This window comes from Bradyrhizobium sp. P3_C3 (genome assembly GCF_056402655.1).
Genome location: NZ_JBFUGY010000060.1, coordinates 1 through 15877, shown reverse-complemented (window position 1 = coordinate 15877; position 15877 = coordinate 1). Strand labels below are relative to the sequence as shown.

Below are 15877 nucleotides of genomic sequence, written 5' to 3'. Positions count from 1 at the left end.
TCCCGAGATCATGCTATGGTCTTTCAAATCGGGGCTTTTTCGAGTCGGGGCATGACGCTGTTTCACAGGCTCTTGGTTGTTCTGGTGGCCTGGCTTGCGACGGCTGGCGTCGTGCCCAATGCGATGGCCTCGGAGTTCTACACGGAAGACCTGCGCATTCCGATGACGGAGGCCGGGCCGCAGGGGCTGGAGGCCTTTCTGGTCCGGCCGGCCGGAACGAAGCGCTATCCGCTTGCGCTGCTCAGCCACGGCTCGCCGCGCAGTTTCGACGACCGCGCGACGATGTCGGCGCACAAATATTACGGGATCGCGCTCGAATATGCCCGGCGCGGCTTTGCCGCGCTGATCGTGATGCGGCGCGGCTACGGCACCTCGCCCGGCGGACGCGTCGACAGCGTCCGCGGCTGCGCCAATGCCGCCTATCTGCCGGCGGCGGCGGTTGCGGTCGCGGATTTGCGCGCGGCGATCGATGCGATGGGTCGGAGGGCCGACGTCACGACATCGGGCATGATCGCAGCCGGCCATTCCGCCGGCGGGATCGCCACCGTCGCGCTGACCGCGCAGGCACCGGCGGGTCTCGTCGCCGCGATCAGCTTTGCCGGCGGCCGCGGCTCGCGCGATGACGACGACGTCTGCAACGAGGACGGGCTGGTGCAGGCCTTCGCCACGTTCGGCAAAACCTCGCGCGTGCCGATGCTGTGGGTCTATGCGGCCAATGATTCGTTCTTCGGTCCCGATCTCGCGCGCCGCCTCTATGACGGATTTCGCGGCAATGGCGGTCACGCGAAATTCATTGCGGCGCCGCCTTACGGCGATGACGGTCACTATCTCTATTCTGTGGTGGGCCGCCCGCAATGGACGCCCTATCTCGACGCCTTCCTGCGCGAGCGCGGGCTCGGCCATGACATCCTGAGCCTTCCCGATCCGCTGCCGCCGCCGGGCCAGCTCAACGAGGCCGCGCGCGCCGAATTCTCCCGCTATCTCGCCAGCACCATGCCGCACAAGGCTTTTGCGGTGTCGCCGAACGGCGGTTACGGCTGGTGCTCGGGCCGCACCACCGCCGACGACGCCCGGCGCGATTCGCTTAGCGCCTGCATGAAATGGTCGCCGACCTGCACGCTGTATGCGGTCGATGACCAGCTGGCCGGGGCGGCGCAAAGGACATCGACGGACCAGAGCGCCCGCGCGCGATAGGCGCGCGGGTGATCGGATCTTTGGACGGATAAGGCTAGAGCCGCTCGCTGAGCGCGAGCTTGTAGCCGACGCCGGTGACGGTCGCGATCACGGGCGTGCCGCTGCCGACGAGCTTGCGGCGCAGCCGCGCCACCAGCGCATCGACCGTGCGGATATCGACCTCGGCCTGGCGGTTGCTGACGACCTCGATCAGATAGTCGCGGCTGAGCGGCCGGCCGTCGGCGCCGACCAGCGCCGCGAGCAGGTCGAACTCGGCGCGCGTCAACGCCACCGGCTTGCCGTCGCTGCCGAGCAGCTCGCGCCGGGTCAGGTCGATGATCCAGTCGCCGAAGGCGATCGAATTGTGGTTGCGCGCCGCCTTGCGGTCGATCGAGCGCCGCCGCAGCACGCTGCGCGCGCGCGCGAGCAGATCGCGCAGATTGATCGGCTTGGTAACGTAATGGTCGCCGGCGATCTCGAGCCCGAGGATGCGATCGACGTCGGTGTCGCGGCGCGTCACGAAGATGATGCCCGCGTTGCTGGTCGCCTGGATCTCCTTGGCGAGCTCGAAGCCGTCGCCGTCAGGCAACTGCACGTCGAGGAAGACGAGATCGGTGCGCGAGCGCAGCGCCTGGCGGCATTCCGCGCAGGAGCCGGCGCCGACCACGTCGAAATTGTTCTCGCTGAAATAGCCGACCAGCATCGTCCGCGTCACGGGATCGTCTTCGACGACGATCAGCCGTTCGCGGCCGGCAGGCCTTAATTCCTGACGTGCGGAATCAACCACGTTATTGGATGTCTTGTGTGCTTGTGGCGCGCCTTGAAAGTTCAAGTCGTCGCGCAGCGCACTGTCCTGTGAACGAACATTCACGACTTATTCGAGCCCCCGAGATTGCCTGCTGGAATACTAGGCGTGTTGTGCTGCCCGAACAATATTGGTCATGGTATTGGCGTATTAAGTATGAATTGCCCCACAATTCTCATCGCGCGCATCATCATGCCGGCGTGGCTCGTGCGAGCGACGACCAGCCCCCTCGACACCGCCGATCCCGCACATTCGGCATCGGACTCAACCGCTGGTTAACGTAAAGAAGGGCTTCGGCTTCGAAACAGCCGGCCGCGCCTCTATGGTCTCCGCTTGCAGATGCGAAACCACGGAGCAGGCGTGATGCAGGGGCAGGCCCGGTTGGCCGCCGAACGAACCGAGCAAGGTGCAACGCCTTTCGGCCGTTCTCACACGCTCGACGTCCTGCGCGGCCTCGCCATCGTCGGCGTGATGGCGATCCACGTTTCACAATCTTTTCCCTCAAATATCCACGCCGTCGACTTCGCCTTCATGTGCGGCTGGACCGGCGTCAACGTGTTCTACTTCGTCAGCGCCATGACGATGTGCCTGATGTGGACGCAGCGCACCGAAACCGATCCGACGCGCAAATTCTACATCCGGCGCTTCCTGCGCATCGCGCCGCTGTTCTGGCTCGCGATCCCGCTCTACCTGCTCGTCAATGGCACGGGTCCGAGCTACAACGCGCCCAACGGCATCGGGCCGCTCCAGGTGATCCTGACCGCGACGTTCCTGCACGGCTTCTGGCCGGACAGCGTCAACAGCGTCGTGCCGGGCGACTGGTCGATCGCGGCGGAAATGACGTTCTATCTCGTCTTCCCCTTCGTGATCACGGCCTTCGGATCTCGCCGCCACCTCTATCTTGCGCTCGCGATCGCGCTGCATCTCGTCAATGTCTGCCTGTTCAAGCCGTGGGCCTTCGCACTGTTCTCGGCCTATTATGGTCCCGGCCACGAAGCCTTCGTGTGGAACGCATTGCACATCAGCTTCCTGAACCAGATGCCGGTCTTCCTCACCGGCTGCGCGCTGTTCTTCTCGCTGCGCGACGGCTTTGCGAAGTCGGACGCCGCGATCTTCGCCGCTTTCATCGCGCTGTCCTTCATCGCCGACCGCGCGACCGGCTCGCATGAATTCAACTATTTGATGATCAACCTCGTGCTCGGCGCGCTGGTTGCAGGTTGCATCCGCCTCGCGATCCGCTGCCGGCCGATCGAGGCGCTCGGCCGCAACTCCTATTCGATGTACCTGTCGCACTTCGCGGTGATCTCCGGCCTGCGCCAGATCTGGCCGCTTACGGACGGACTGCTCTCGCTGCTGATCGCCTATGCCGTCACCGCCGCGCTCAGCTATCTCGTCGCACGCGCGACCTGGCATCTGGTCGAGCGGCGCGCGCAGGATTTTGCGCATCGCCTGACGTCCGCGGGATCGGGCCGCTCGACGATCCGGCCAACCATTGCTGCCACTGTGGCCGGTCTGCACTGACGCGCGACTTGTCTAGCTGACGCCTTCGAATCTAAAGTACGCCACGAAGATCTTCAGACACGCCGGGGCGGCGTGATCAGGTCGACCGGCTTCACGCTGGAGTAGGCGCCATGGAAGTCATACTGCTCGGCACCGGCGGCCCACGCCCGGACCCGCGCCGCATGGCGACGACCACGCTGATCAGGCTCGGCGAGGAGAATATCCTGTTCGACGCGGGCCGCGGCGTCATGGTGCAGCTCCACAAAGCCGGCGTGCCGCTCGGCGCCATCAACACGGTCTTTCTCACCCATCACCACTTCGACCACATCGGCGACCTCTATGATGTGATGCTGAATTCGTGGATGCATGGGCGCAAGGACGATCTGCGCATCTACGGTCCGCCCGATACCGAACGGCTCGTCAACACGCTGATCACACAGGTCTACGACAAGGACATCGCCTGGCGGGATCAGGGTGAGCCGACCTTTGGGGGATGGAAGCCGGTCGTCGCGACGGACATCATTCCCGGCCACGTCCTCGACACCGGTCGCTGGAAGATCAGCGCCGAGCTCGTCTCACATGGCGACGGTCTCGACATGTCGCTGGCGTTTCTCGCGCGCTGGATGTGTCTCGGCTTCCGCTTCGAAGCCGAGGGCAAGGTCATTGCGATCTCCGGCGACACGGTGCCCTGCCCCGGTCTCGAGCGGCTGGCACAGGGAGCCGACCTGCTGGTCCAGTGCTGCTTTCTCGCGACGCCTGAGATCACCAACGACCACTTCCGCCGGCTCGCGAAATACACGCTCGCCTGCGGCGATACGGTCGGCAAGATCGCAGCCAAGGCCGGCGTCAAGAAGCTTGCGCTGACCCATCACCGTCCGCGCACAGACGATTCCATGCTGAACGCGCTTCTCGCGGACGCCCGCCGAGACTACGCAGGTCCCGTCGTGCTCGGCGAGGACCTCACGCGGATCGAGGTCTGAGAGCCACAGGCGCGCGAAGGCCTGCCTCAGGACGATCCGACCTCGATCCGGTACGACAGTTCTTCGTTCGCGCCGGCCGCGATGTGCATCAGACCCGGCTTGTCGCTGAACTCGCCATCGAAACCGACGGGACTGGCATAGCCGCGCCACGGCTCGATGCAGAGGAACGGCGCGCCTGTCGGTTTCGACCAGACGCCGAGCTCGCGAAAGCCGCGCCATGACATTTTGAGCCAGGGCCCGCCCCCCTGCCCGGCCGCATAGCGGACCGCGTGGCTGTTGACGGGGTCGAGGATGACGGCGTCATTGGTGAACAGGGATTCCGACAAAGGAAGCACAGAGCCTCTGACGGGGCTCGGATCCGTTGCCGCGAGCAGGAGTCCGCCCTCGACACGGCGAACCGGAGATGGCTCCTCGTTCGTGAAGGTCAGCGCGTAGCTCTCCTTCGACACTCCAGGCTGAAGCGGCCAGTTGAAGGCGGGATGGCCGCCGAGCGATACCGGCAATGTCTCCTTGCCAGTGTTCACCACCGTGAGCGAGAGATCGAGACCGGCGTCGTCGATCGCATAGGTGGCCGTCAGGCGAAATGCGAACGGATAGAGTGCGCGCGTTGTCTCGCTGTCTTCGAGCGCTAGCGTGCAACGGTTCTCTCCGCGCTCTACCCACGCGAACCGGCTGTCGCGCGCAAAGCCGTGCTGGGTCATCCGGTAGGTCTTGCCCCGGTGCCGCATTTCGTCATTGGCGAGACGCCCGACGATCGGAAACAGCAGCGGCGCGTGGCGCGGCCAGGCCGGCCCCGCCTGCCAGACGAATTCGACACCGCTGCCGTCCTTCAGCGAGCACAATTCGGCGCCGTTTGCCTTGATGGTCGCGGTGAGCCCGCCACTGCGGATCCTGTGCGGGTCGTCGGTCATGACAATCTCCATCGCGGCAACGAGGCCGAGCGCGGCGGCCTGATGCGACCGGATCATATCGCACCAGAGACGATTTCGCCGCCCCAGGATGAGGCGGGCGAAGCCGAACTGCAAACGGCTTGCTTAAGCCTGGGACGATCGCCCGACGCCGGCTTGCATCTCTTCGGGCGGGTAGATGTTGCGGAGATCGACGACGACGGGAGGCCGTTGGTCCTTTATCTCGAAGTACTCCTGCTCGGAGCGGACCTCGTAGTGGTAGCGCAGCAGCGTGCCGACCAGGCCTTTGTCAATCGGCTCGAGCGCAATAATGTGCTCGCGGTTGGTGAGAACCACGATCGCCACCTTGTCCATCTCCCGGATGGTCTTCCTGATCACCGCGAAGGCGTCGTGACCGACCTTGCCGTCGGGACGCAGGTAGTACGGACGGATTAGATAGCGCGGGTCGATGTCGGCCCTGTCGACGAATTCGTCGATCTCGATGGTCCGCGTCGACTCCAGCGCCAGCTCCTCGAGCTCCTCCTTGGTGACCTCGATGTACTGTCCTTTGTCGAGTTCGTAGCCCTTGACGATGTCCTCGTTCGCGACCTCGTCACCGGTATCGGCGTCGACCTTCACGTACTTGATCCGGTGACCGGTCGCTCGATTGATCTGATTGAACGAGATCTTTTCGGATTCCGATGTCGCCGGGTAGAGAGCCACCGGACAGGTGACGAGCGACAGACGCAAGAAGCCTTTCCAGTTGGCTCTCGGGGCCATGTTACGCAGAACTCCGGTTCGGGACGGCTCGGATTCAAGACGAACGGGAGGGCATGGTTCCGACAGCATGGACGGGCCCCCAAGAGGATATTTTTAACGCCGGCTATCGACTCTTTTGTTCTTGTTATGTTCTATTGGATTATGAGGCGCGGGCCGGTTTCCGGGCTTAGTGGCTTAGGCAAAAAGGCAGGCAACTCTACGGCAGTGAAAGTGAAAGAGGCCGTCGGCTAGTCTAGCACTTTGCCCTGTCGTTCGATCGACCATTTGGATCATCCTTGTTTCGGAACGACATATTCAGCGCGACCACGGCCGGCAAGCACGCTCTGGAATTTACCTCACCGTCAACCTTAAGAGTTCAGTGGAAAGCTACGCGCTTGGCGATCCACTTCGCTACCTTCAACGTGGTGAAAAAAAGCCCGCCCGCTTGGGCGAGCGTTCGTGGGATAGCTTAATCCGGGCTCACCATCAGCCATAGCAGGCGGGCGTACCAGGCAAGAAGACCAAGCGCACCGATGAGCGCGATCGGGATCAATGAGCGTAAACCACGGTGCATGTTGGTAGCCTCGTCAGTAGCGGCAGTGTTGCCGATCATTGACGGCCCGTCCACTCCCTCAGCGCTACCCGAATTGATCCACTACACGGCTGTACGCAGGGTGCGCTCGATTTTTAACCTTCACCCAATCACACACGCGCGGCCGACAGCCGCGGTTACGGTGCTTCGACACGATTCCTTCGGACTCCATGCGGCAGCCGCGTCAAACAGGTCTGGGCCGATTTCCCCGGGCTCGTATGGCGCGACGAAGATGCCCTCGGGCCAGAGCTTCAGGAGGGTAGCCAGCTTCTCCTTACGCTGGAAAAGCGACAGCTTCCGCAGGTCATCGCCGCCCAGGGCCATCAGGTCGAGGCGTACAACTCGGCGTCGTTGTACCGAAACCGCAATGCGCCGTTGGTTGGAGACGATATCCAGCGGACTTTGGTGAAATTGCCCCATGGCCCGCCCGTCCACGCTGGCGGCCCACCTCGTTAGGAAAGGCAGGCGACGATGGCGAGAACTACGTCGGCGCCCAGGTCACCCGAATACATAGTGAAGATAAATCCGGCACCAAGGACAACCGCAATTGCTTTCAGCGTGATCATCTTGAAATCCCCTTATTTGCGAGGCCGAGGATGGATTCGGACTGTTTCGGGAGCGCTTCGCCTGAGGCAGCAAACGGTTTCGTTCACGGAGGCGTTATACTGGTGAGCGACTAAAATGGGCCGCAGCAGACCGCCGTGGCCGTAGCGCATGGTCAAATCGAACCGGGTAAAGAGCTCTAAGTGAATATGAAGCCAGCCCCTGGAATGAAAATCTACCGGGATAATCCGGTAATTTTCAAGCGAATCTGCCGCACTGCGAAGGAGCGCGGTTTTCATTGAGAACGCGAGGGAGGGCTTCGCCGGGGGCTGGCAAAGCTGGCGGGCTCTCGACCCCAAGTACGAGGCCGCCAATGCCTCAGCGCCCCGTCCTTCGCGGTCTTGGCGCCATTCGGCGAAGGCAGCGCCGGAGATGGCGACACGCAGCTCGGACCACGCCGACTCGAGGGCCTCGCGCGCGGCTTCGAAGGTCGTGGCTATTTCCCCTGTGCCCGGTGCCTGGCTCTTACCGGGATAGAAGCCAAGTGACCATCCTCATTGAACGGCATGGATCGGTACGCCGTCGCGCACGCCTGTAGTCCTGATGCGGACATCGGTGAAGTGGAGCTGCCAAGTCTCCTCGTGCGGATTGAGGGACCGGCATCGCGTAAGGGCGACATCACTCCCTGAGGGTCGGTGAAGCGGATCGCTCCTCCCCGTATCGGTACGGGCTATGCCAAGTCTGGCGATGGTCTTATATTCGACTAAAATCGGAAGCGTGATCCGAAATGCCAATGGAGCAGATCGCGCCAGTTACCAGTTTAGAGCGCGGCTGCGAGGAAGCGAGGGAGGAATGCAATGACTGAGGCGTTGCAGATTAACTTTGCGCTTTGGGGAATGATCATCTGCGCAACCATCAAGTTTGCGCAGTTCGTGACGAATACTTAGCCGAAAACCCAGCGACAAAATGCTCTCGCCGACTGCGCGAGGACGTAGAGCCAACCGATCATCGCTGCGCTGACTGTGGTCAGATAGGCCACTGCGATTGCTCGATCGCTGATAGGCGTCTTTTGAACACTGACTTCGTTTATGGTCATGCCCGCCCCGGAATTTTCTTGTTGATCTATGTTAGACATGTCTCGCCTCTGAGTGTGAAGCATGTCACTCGAATATTGCGACTGGGCGACAGAGACCGCGACTGTCGATTTCCTTAAGTAGCCGATCCGCGCGCTGCCTAGTAGCGAGGCCAATGAGGCGCGTCCCGGCCGACGCATCGACGTGGACTTCGTGACGGATGAACTCATACATTCGTAAAATGAAATGGTCGGAAAGGCCGTCAAAGTCTTCCATGGCGGTCACTTCAATCCCTTAAATAACCAGGCGACCAACTGCCAATTGACCCAGGCGATGGCGGCACACCATGTAATTAACGCGGTGCCGGCAACGCTCAGAAGGCAATGTGAAAAGAGTAATCCCCCAGTCGCCTGCGGTCTTCAATCGGTGGAATTTCCCCGGTTTCGTCGAACATGTCGATCCTATTCTTAGGCGAGAAATATCGGCTGTGGGATGCGGGGACAAATGGTCCCTGCGGTTAACCTCACCAGTCAACCTTAAGGCTGCCGTGGGGTCATTCTTTCAAAGCTCTTCAATGACGATTGCAGCTGACGCGCGCAGGGTCGGACCGGTCCAGTCTCGTACCTCGATCGCGGTCCGTCTTGCCACGGGGCTACGTGCGCCATCCATGATCGATTGACCTAGCGTCTCAAGCGCGAGCCGTCGCGCGACATCAAATGCCGGGCAAATCGTTGCCTTCATCGTCGATGACGACGCCGCCGCTATCGTACTTGGGCATCCCGCGAAAAATGTCCCCGAAGCTGCTTAGTTCCTATTTTTTCCCAGTATCCGCAGCGTTTGCCGACCCAAACCGCCTCGGTGACCGGGTCTTTTCCGTAGTGTTCCTGAATTAACCCGCTGCCGCGGCATCAAGCTTAATTTGCGACTTCGATTGCCGCTGCGTCCGCGAGCGCTAGGCTGCTCACACCGGACATTTTCCCGTCTGGGACCCCCATGACGAAGTGGGCGCGCCATCATACTCGGCGCGCCGGCTTCGTTCACGACGCGAGATGACGCTGTATGCGCAAATTGCTGCTGATCATCTTCGCTGCCTGTTTCTGGATCGCCTTGCTTGCAGCGGTCGTGACAACGGTTGCGCGTCTCGGTACGGAAGCAAAAGAACGACGCGGCCAGAATGAAGCTGCTCACCTCTCGAAGGCCCGGCGTTGAAGTAACAGGTTTAGTCTGGAGGGGCATTCCCTTTCGGTTCTTGCAAAAACTTTGGCAGATGATCGCGTCCCTCGCCGCGTGTGGTCCGGCCAGTCGATCAGCGGGCGGATCGAGGAGTATTCCTGATCCTCTATGGTCGCGGCGCCCGCAACAGCGTTCCGTGGCTCTGAAACTCCTTCAGCAGGCGCTTGTAATCGATGTCGACGCCCAGAGTTTTTCGCCGGCGCGTAAGGATTGGCCCCGTCAATGAAGGCTCTATTTTCAGTAAGTTCTTCATGACTGACGCGGACCGATGCTGGTTGCTTGGGCGTGAAGAGTAGTCCGGTCACCGGTTAGGGCCTCGACATAGTCGTCGATGGCCATCATCAGCGGCTCACGCGATGGGTGGAGGCATCGGCGGCCGAAGATCAAATAATGACGCAGGCGCCCGAGTTCAGTGAGGTCAGCCTTGACGGCATCAGGTCGAGCCGCCTCTCGGCGCTGTCGTTCGCGTTCTTCGTGCCAGGCTTTCGCCGCGGCTCGGTTCTCTGCCTTGGTCATGCCGCCATCGAAATGCGGCGCGAGCGAGAGTCAAATTATTCCCTTGGGCATGGGGAACGCACGCGGAACCGAAATTTCTGCTTGGACCGCCGCTCGCTATCCGACGCTGCCCTGGTGAAACTAATGAATGAAGAAGTCGCCGACATGCAACTGCACATCATGTCCGCTTGCTGGGCTTACGCCGATGGAAGGGTAGAAGGCGGCGTCGTATCTCGCTGCTGTCGACTGATGGTCGGATCGGGCATTGTTCACGAGTGCGATGAAATCGCTGTGCTCACCGTTCGATACCAACAAGTTTTGCGAGCTGTCCGGGTGCCCAGAATTTGTTCCCGCATGCTCGAAGGAAGGGGTGTTGTTGCCTGCGGCTTTATCCGTGACCGAGCTAGCAGCGCTATCATTTGGCGCGGGCGCGAAATTGAAATGGAGGTCATCATAGGGAGGATCAATTGTTATGCTGCCATGCCCGTTGACTGCCGCGCTGCCACTCTGGGGCGGTTCATTCTGAACGGTACTGCCTGAAGCCGCCGAGCCGGCCGCGAGGTGATCGACATCAGTCGCGGTCGCAACGGACGAATGAGTCGCCGTTTGAACTGGTAGAGCCCCGAAGTACTTCGCCCACGCCGCAGCCTCTAACGGTTTACCGTCAGAGGAATGAGAAAATTCATATTTGCCGCCGGCATTAGAATCCCAAATGTTCACAAAGCTAATCTTGACTCCCGATTGATGTAGCGTCTCCGCCAGCCACTTCACAAAAGTCGGATTATCAACGACGCCTGCACCATCATGCGTGTTGCCTGCTCCGGTCTCGGCGATCGCCAAGGGCTTACCGGTCGATTTGGCAAGATCGATGAGTTGCTGAAGAGTGGTCGCATGACCCACGCTGCCGTCCAGCGACCACTGGTTTGAAGCCGGGTTGGTATAGTAATGCTGAAGGTTGACGGGATCGGCAGCCCATTGCTTAAGGCTGGTGTCGAAGATCGGATGAGTCGAGTTGAGTACTTGTCCGCTTTTATCCCAATCGTACAGGTCGGTGTACGAACCGTAGGGGTAGAGGTCTGCATAGACGTCAGCGCCGATGATATCGACGTACTGGTTTCCGGGGTAGGCGGTCTGTATGACGTTGCCGGCATGGCTGTAGTTTACAACGCTTGGGTTCCACATCACCTGGACACTCACCCCATCCGCTTGGCCCGCCGCATGCAACACGGTCGAGATGTGCTGGAAGGCTTTGACCCAATCGGCCCGTGTAGCCGCGTCATTGCCGGTATAAGACGGCATAGTATCAACGTTCATCTCCCAGCCGGGCCGCCAGATCTGTGTGGTAAAGCCCTTATCGGCCCATGCTTTGACCATGCCCCCTAGAACAGTATCGTATTTTCCCGCAGCGAAGCCCTGATAAAACTGATCAGCATTTCCAGATCCTGGAGCAGTCGAAGTCATCGGCAACCCAATGACGGGAGTAACGTCGTGAAGTACAGGCGACTGAGCGACAGAGGCCGCATTCCAACTCGCTTGACCGACCCATTGTGAGATTGGAAGGCGTTGGTCGGCGTATTGGTCAAGAAATTGCGGTTTGGCTCCCATCAACGTTGAGAAGGCGTTGAAGTATGTTTCGAACGCCGTTTCCTCGCTTGAGACATAATAGTTCGGGTTGCCGACAAAAACGCCAAGGGGAAACGGCGTTACGCCGGTCGCGTTCTGACTCATTCTCGTCGCTCCGTCGCTGATTATCCACTTTCGTTTCAATAGTGTCTAAGCAACGAATGCGAAATTGTCGTGTCGCTCCTGGACACGCAACTGCCGCGACTTCGCCATGCATCTAGCAGCGATCGTGAGCTGACTGAACGACAAGATTCCTCCACTCAAAAGGGCAGCAAGCTCGAGGGTCAGTAACTAGTTTTGCAACAAGGATAGGTTTGTGAGGCCGGCCGCCCTCACCATCGACGTCCTTTTGTTCTCGCTTTAAGAGGAGCGTTGCCGGTGTACCCCTGTGGGCGCAAATCGTCAGACTGCGCAGGCATGTTTCATACGGGCCGATTGTGTTGCAAAAGTCGAAAGTTTCAGGGCTCAGATTTTTCGCGAAAACACTAAGCAGCAAGCGAACGCTGATTCGTATGACCTCAATCGCGTTACCGAAGTCACCTGTGAATTTTGCGTGAGGCCGTGAGGTCCCTCGCATCTTGTACGCGAAAGTTGTGCCCACGGCCCGCAGAATTCTGGTCATCGGTGAAAATCGACTTTTGCAACAATATCGGCCAACAGCAGACTAAGCGTCTGCCAGCGAGAGACGATGCGTCAGCCAATAGTCGATCTGCCCACTCTCGTAGCCAAGCAATTCGCCAAAGCGCCGTTCGCGGCCGCCGGACTTCAGGAGCGCAAGCATGGCATCCTCCCCACTCGTGCCCGGTAAGATGTAGAACAGCATCCGATATTCGGAGCTGCACAGTACTCCCGAAGCCACGCGATCGCCTCGGTACACCAGAACGCATACTCAGCCTGCTTTTTTGGATCTAACTGGAGCTCAGCCACTGATCGTGCTAAGGCGCGAGGCCTGACCACAAGTCGGATCGCTTGCCTGCTTGACCGAGGATCCCCGACGTCGATTCGTGATCGCCAGCAGCGCTTGAGTGAGAAGCTCCGGAACCAACAAACCTAGCTGAAGCTGCGCAGTTCCGCTGAGGGAGCGGGATGTCGATTGACGACTCAATTCAGAATTGCAGAATGCAGCTGGAACAAGAACTGAGCTTTTTTGTCAATGCAACTGGGTAACTCTTAGCGTTGGCGTGGATCACCCATTTCGATCGATTTTTCGCGCCTGCCGCCTCGCGGGCGATTGATTGTCATTGGCCAATGATCAAGAAGGCAGAAGACTTCATCGACGAATTGGCGCGAGCAGCGCTCTGGATCGAGCCGGTCTCGATCTTACTGATTGAACTGAGGACGTCGAACGCAAGTGCAGTCAATTGGTCTGTCGCCATCTCGCCTGTCCTGGGATCGACCTGCGAAGAGTTCGAAGATGTCGTAGCCAACTGGCAGCATAGAGAACTCCGGCTCGATTGGGATGGCGTCGCATTTGACCGCGAACGCCGGATGCTTACGAGATGGGTGTTTCCGCCAGACGTGGCGGACTGCCTATTACCGATGCCTTGAAGGGACCGAATAGGCGCCTCTGAGGGAGTGGACAATCCATCGACATCCGATGAATCAATATGCTTGAATAGGGCGCCAACCGCTCGGCCAAAAAGCCGCGACGCCAGCGCAAATTCCGTGAGCATAGAGGGTTGCGAGTTGCCCACTCAACGTATTGACTATCCAAACTTCAATTTGATTAGACTGATTGCTGCGAGTTCCGTCATTTTCTCCCATGCCTTCCTAATTGCCAACGGCGATGAGGCCGGTGAGCCGCTGGTGAAACTCTTAGGTAAAGGCAATATTCTGGGCATCTATGGCGTATTCACTTTCTTCTTCATTAGCGGATTTCTGGTAACACTGAGCCTTCTCAATTCACCATCTGTGCTCAACTACCTTTGGCGTCGGTTTCTCAGGATCTATCCTGCCCTCGCCGTTTGTCTCGCCATCAGTGCTTTCGTTATTGGGCCGCTCTTCAGTACCAAGGGCACTGTAACCTTCTTCACATCATCAGAAAGCATCCGGTACTTCCTTGGAAATCTGTGGTGGCCAGGCAAACCGCCGGGTCTGCCCTCCGTCACATTGTATGACGAGCCGAGCGGCTGGCTCGGAGGCATGATCAATGGTTCGCTGTGGACGATTTTCATGAATTAGCCTGTTACGTTCTGCTTGGCCTAATAGGGCTTTTGGGCGCGCTCAATGCCTGGGTTCTCGTGTTGATCTGCACGAGTATGGTGCTGATATCAGTCACCGGATTGACCCCAAATTCCGCGACGATTGGTGATTTCCTGCTGGTGGCTCCAGCGTTTTTCGCAGGTGCGGCCTTTTCCTCGCTCAAACTCCAGCACAAGAACTCAGTTTTCCGCCTCGCCAGCATGGTCGCTGCACTTCTCACCCTCTGCGTGGCGCACCGCTACGATGCAATGTTGCAGATTTTTCCTTTAGCCGGTGCACCGGTCATCCTCCTGATCGGGACATCACAACGGCTAAGCCTTCCGACACTGAGACAAGTAGGAGACATTTCCTTTGGAACGTATCTCTATGGCTGGCCGGCCGAACAATTGATGAGGGCCGGAGTTGGGCCTGACGCATCTTGGAGCCTGATATTCTTGGGGGCGCTTTCCGCAGCTTACCTCGCTGGCTATTTGTCCTGGTGGGCAATCGAACGTCCCGCACTCCGGTACAAGATGGCCCTTTGGAAGATTCCACTTCCTTGAAGGAAGCGAACAGGCGCCTCTGAGTGAGCGAACCATTACTTTCTTTCCTCGTAATGGTCACAGCGAGCGCGTCCCCGCGCTGGACATCGGAATTGATCTCGTCGAGCGGTGGATTGCAGCGGAGCAGCGAAAGCTTTTCTTTGTAAGGTGGGTTGTCGTCGAGAAATGCCCCGCCGATCACGCCGGTAAACCGGTTACGACGACCGCAAGATCGAGCACGAGGACTTGAAAACGGACGTCCCAGGGCACTTTGTCAGGGCCGCGCTCGTGATCGACGCTCCCTTTGCCCTCGCAGCGCATCGACTAGCGATCGCATCGCCGGTGTTTTCCAAGCGGTCCGACCGAAAACCGTGCCGTTGACGTATCCATCCGGGAGCGGTTATCGGCTGCCCCTGCCTGAGGCCGAGGCGGCCGAAGGTACCTTCGATCGAGCGATACGCAGCGGTTGCTATCTGCCTAGCCGTCGCGCGGCCCACTCGCACGTCCAACGCTCTCATAGACGAAGCCGGCCGCGGCCATCTCTTCGGGACGGTAGATGTTGCGGAGGTCGACGACGACGGGTTGGGCCATGGTCGCCTTCAGCCGATCGAGATCGAGCGCGCGGAACTGCACCCATTCGGTGACGATGACGATCGCATCGGCGCCTTCCGCGCAGGAATACGCGTCCTCGCAATAGGTGATGTTCGGCAACTCGCCCTTGGCCTGCTCCATGCCGACGGGATCGAAGGCCTTGACCGTCGCGCCCATGTCGATCAGGCCGGTGACGAGCGGGATCGACGGCGCATCGCGCATGTCGTCGGTGTCGGGCTTGAAGGTGAGGCCGAGCACGGCGATGGTCTTGCCGCGCAAGCTACCGCCGAGCGCCTGGCTGACCTTGCGCGCCATCGCGCGCTTGCGGTTCTCGTTGACGGCCAGCACGGATTCGACGATGCGCAAGCTCACATCATAGTCCTGCGCGATCTTGATCAGCGCCTTGGTGTCCTTCGGAAAGCAGGAGCCGCCGAAGCCGGGACCCGCATGCAGGAACTTGGTGCCGATGCGGTTGTCCAGGCCGATGCCGCGCGCGACTTCCTGGACGTTGGCGCCGACCTTTTCCGAGAGGTCCGCGATCTCGTTGATGAAGGTGATCTTGGTCGCGAGGAACGCGTTCGCGGCGTATTTGATCATTTCGGCGGTGCGGCGCGCCGTGAACATCAGCGGAGCCTGGTTCAGCGACAGCGGGCGATAGACGTCGCCCATCACCTTGCGGCCGCGCTCGTCGGAGGTGCCGACGACAACGCGGTCGGGATACTTGAAGTCGCGGATCGCCGCGCCCTCGCGCAGGAATTCGGGGTTGGAGGCGACGACGACGTCGGCCGCAGGGTTGGTCTCGCGGATGATGCGCTCGACCTCGTCGCCGGTGCCGACCGGGACGGTGGACTTGGTCACGACGACGGTGAAGCCCGACAGCGACTGCGCGATCTCGCGCGC

At 60.1% G+C, this 15877-nt stretch carries 14 protein-coding genes and 2 pseudogenes; 7 read left to right on the top strand and 9 right to left on the bottom strand.

The window, feature by feature from the left end; genetic code table 11:
* The first annotated feature begins 51 nt into the window (after positions 1-51).
* A complete protein-coding gene (locus AC1DW2_RS39255; protein ID WP_477008691.1) occupies positions 52-1194 on the top strand; it encodes an alpha/beta hydrolase family protein in 1143 nt (380 codons plus the stop codon).
* 34 nt (positions 1195-1228) lie between these two features.
* On the opposite strand, the gene AC1DW2_RS39250 is transcribed toward AC1DW2_RS39255, so the two are convergent.
* On the bottom strand, positions 1229-2044 hold the full coding sequence (locus AC1DW2_RS39250; RefSeq protein WP_477008690.1) for a response regulator: 816 nt from the start codon (positions 2042-2044) through the stop codon (positions 1229-1231).
* A 297-nt stretch (positions 2045-2341) separates the two neighbouring features.
* Here AC1DW2_RS39250 and AC1DW2_RS39245 point away from each other — a divergent pair, with 297 nt between their 5' ends.
* Together AC1DW2_RS39245 and AC1DW2_RS39240 are read left to right on the top strand one after the other, a co-directional pair.
* Positions 2342-3499, top strand: coding sequence for an acyltransferase family protein (locus AC1DW2_RS39245; protein WP_477008689.1), 1158 nt, complete (start codon positions 2342-2344; stop codon positions 3497-3499).
* A 110-nt stretch (positions 3500-3609) separates the two neighbouring features.
* A complete protein-coding gene (locus AC1DW2_RS39240) occupies positions 3610-4458 on the top strand; it encodes an MBL fold metallo-hydrolase (RefSeq protein ID WP_477008688.1) in 849 nt (282 codons plus the stop codon).
* 26 nt (positions 4459-4484) lie between these two features.
* Here AC1DW2_RS39240 and AC1DW2_RS39235 read toward each other — a convergent pair whose 3' ends face one another.
* The 4 genes and pseudogenes from AC1DW2_RS39235 to AC1DW2_RS39220 form a co-directional block, all read right to left on the bottom strand.
* The gene (locus AC1DW2_RS39235; protein WP_477008687.1) at positions 4485-5369 is read right to left on the bottom strand and encodes an aldose 1-epimerase family protein; all 885 of its coding nucleotides are present in this window, start codon (positions 5367-5369) and stop codon (positions 4485-4487) included.
* Positions 5370-5579: 210 nt separating this feature from the next.
* Positions 5580-6125: pseudogene (gene ku / locus AC1DW2_RS39230) on the bottom strand (non-homologous end joining protein Ku); the annotation flags it as partial.
* A 448-nt stretch (positions 6126-6573) separates the two neighbouring features.
* Entirely contained in the window at positions 6574-6717 is a 144-nt protein-coding gene (locus AC1DW2_RS39225; RefSeq protein WP_477008686.1) for a hypothetical protein, read from the bottom strand.
* Between the two features lie 81 nt (positions 6718-6798).
* Positions 6799-7116 (bottom strand): hypothetical protein, encoded by a 318-nt coding sequence (locus AC1DW2_RS39220; protein WP_477008685.1) that lies wholly within the window; start codon positions 7114-7116, stop codon positions 6799-6801.
* Between the two features lie 2255 nt (positions 7117-9371).
* Here AC1DW2_RS39220 and AC1DW2_RS39215 point away from each other — a divergent pair.
* Complete coding sequence (locus AC1DW2_RS39215; protein WP_477008706.1) at positions 9372-9521, top strand: hypothetical protein; 150 nt, start codon at positions 9372-9374, stop codon at positions 9519-9521.
* An 80-nt stretch (positions 9522-9601) separates the two neighbouring features.
* On the opposite strand, the pseudogene AC1DW2_RS39210 reads toward AC1DW2_RS39215, so the two are convergent.
* From AC1DW2_RS39210 to AC1DW2_RS39200, 3 genes and pseudogenes are all read right to left on the bottom strand, one after another.
* Positions 9602-9769 (bottom strand): annotated as a pseudogene (locus tag AC1DW2_RS39210) (LabA-like NYN domain-containing protein); the annotation flags it as partial.
* 25 nt (positions 9770-9794) lie between these two features.
* Positions 9795-10061 carry a hypothetical protein gene (locus AC1DW2_RS39205; RefSeq protein WP_477008705.1) on the bottom strand — a complete coding sequence of 89 codons (267 nt, stop codon included), beginning with the start codon at positions 10059-10061 and terminating at the stop codon, positions 9795-9797.
* Between the two features lie 120 nt (positions 10062-10181).
* On the bottom strand, positions 10182-11768 hold the full coding sequence (locus AC1DW2_RS39200; RefSeq protein WP_477008684.1) for a glycoside hydrolase family 26 protein: 1587 nt from the start codon (positions 11766-11768) through the stop codon (positions 10182-10184).
* 1071 nt (positions 11769-12839) lie between these two features.
* Between AC1DW2_RS39200 and AC1DW2_RS39195 the strand changes: the two genes are divergently transcribed.
* The 3 genes from AC1DW2_RS39195 to AC1DW2_RS39185 all read left to right on the top strand — a co-directional run bounded on the left by AC1DW2_RS39195 (position 12840) and on the right by AC1DW2_RS39185 (position 14407).
* A complete protein-coding gene (locus AC1DW2_RS39195) occupies positions 12840-13211 on the top strand; it encodes a hypothetical protein (protein WP_477008683.1) in 372 nt (123 codons plus the stop codon).
* A 138-nt stretch (positions 13212-13349) separates the two neighbouring features.
* Positions 13350-13844 carry an acyltransferase family protein gene (locus tag AC1DW2_RS39190; protein ID WP_477008682.1) on the top strand — a complete coding sequence of 165 codons (495 nt, stop codon included), beginning with the start codon at positions 13350-13352 and terminating at the stop codon, positions 13842-13844.
* Positions 13823-14407, top strand: coding sequence for an acyltransferase family protein (locus tag AC1DW2_RS39185; protein ID WP_477008681.1), 585 nt, complete (start codon positions 13823-13825; stop codon positions 14405-14407). The genes AC1DW2_RS39190 and AC1DW2_RS39185 overlap by 22 nt, the downstream gene beginning before the upstream one ends.
* A 456-nt stretch (positions 14408-14863) precedes the next feature.
* On the opposite strand, the gene AC1DW2_RS39180 is transcribed toward AC1DW2_RS39185, so the two are convergent.
* On the bottom strand, positions 14864-15877 hold a 1014-nt coding region (locus AC1DW2_RS39180), incomplete at its 5' end, for a UDP-glucose dehydrogenase family protein (RefSeq protein WP_477008680.1).

Coding starts and splice junctions, on each gene's coding strand:
- AC1DW2_RS39255 (WP_477008691.1), top strand. CDS start 52: ATGACGCTGTTTCACAGGCTCTTGGTTGTTCTGGTGGCCTGGCTTGCG.
- AC1DW2_RS39245 (WP_477008689.1), top strand. CDS start 2,342: ATGCAGGGGCAGGCCCGGTTGGCCGCCGAACGAACCGAGCAAGGTGCA.
- AC1DW2_RS39240 (WP_477008688.1), top strand. CDS start 3,610: ATGGAAGTCATACTGCTCGGCACCGGCGGCCCACGCCCGGACCCGCGC.
- AC1DW2_RS39235 (WP_477008687.1), bottom strand. CDS start 5,369: ATGACCGACGACCCGCACAGGATCCGCAGTGGCGGGCTCACCGCGACC.
- AC1DW2_RS39225 (WP_477008686.1), bottom strand. CDS start 6,717: ATGATCGGCAACACTGCCGCTACTGACGAGGCTACCAACATGCACCGT.
- AC1DW2_RS39220 (WP_477008685.1), bottom strand. CDS start 7,116: ATGGGGCAATTTCACCAAAGTCCGCTGGATATCGTCTCCAACCAACGG.
- AC1DW2_RS39215 (WP_477008706.1), top strand. CDS start 9,372: ATGCGCAAATTGCTGCTGATCATCTTCGCTGCCTGTTTCTGGATCGCC.
- AC1DW2_RS39205 (WP_477008705.1), bottom strand. CDS start 10,061: ATGACCAAGGCAGAGAACCGAGCCGCGGCGAAAGCCTGGCACGAAGAA.
- AC1DW2_RS39200 (WP_477008684.1), bottom strand. CDS start 11,768: ATGAGTCAGAACGCGACCGGCGTAACGCCGTTTCCCCTTGGCGTTTTT.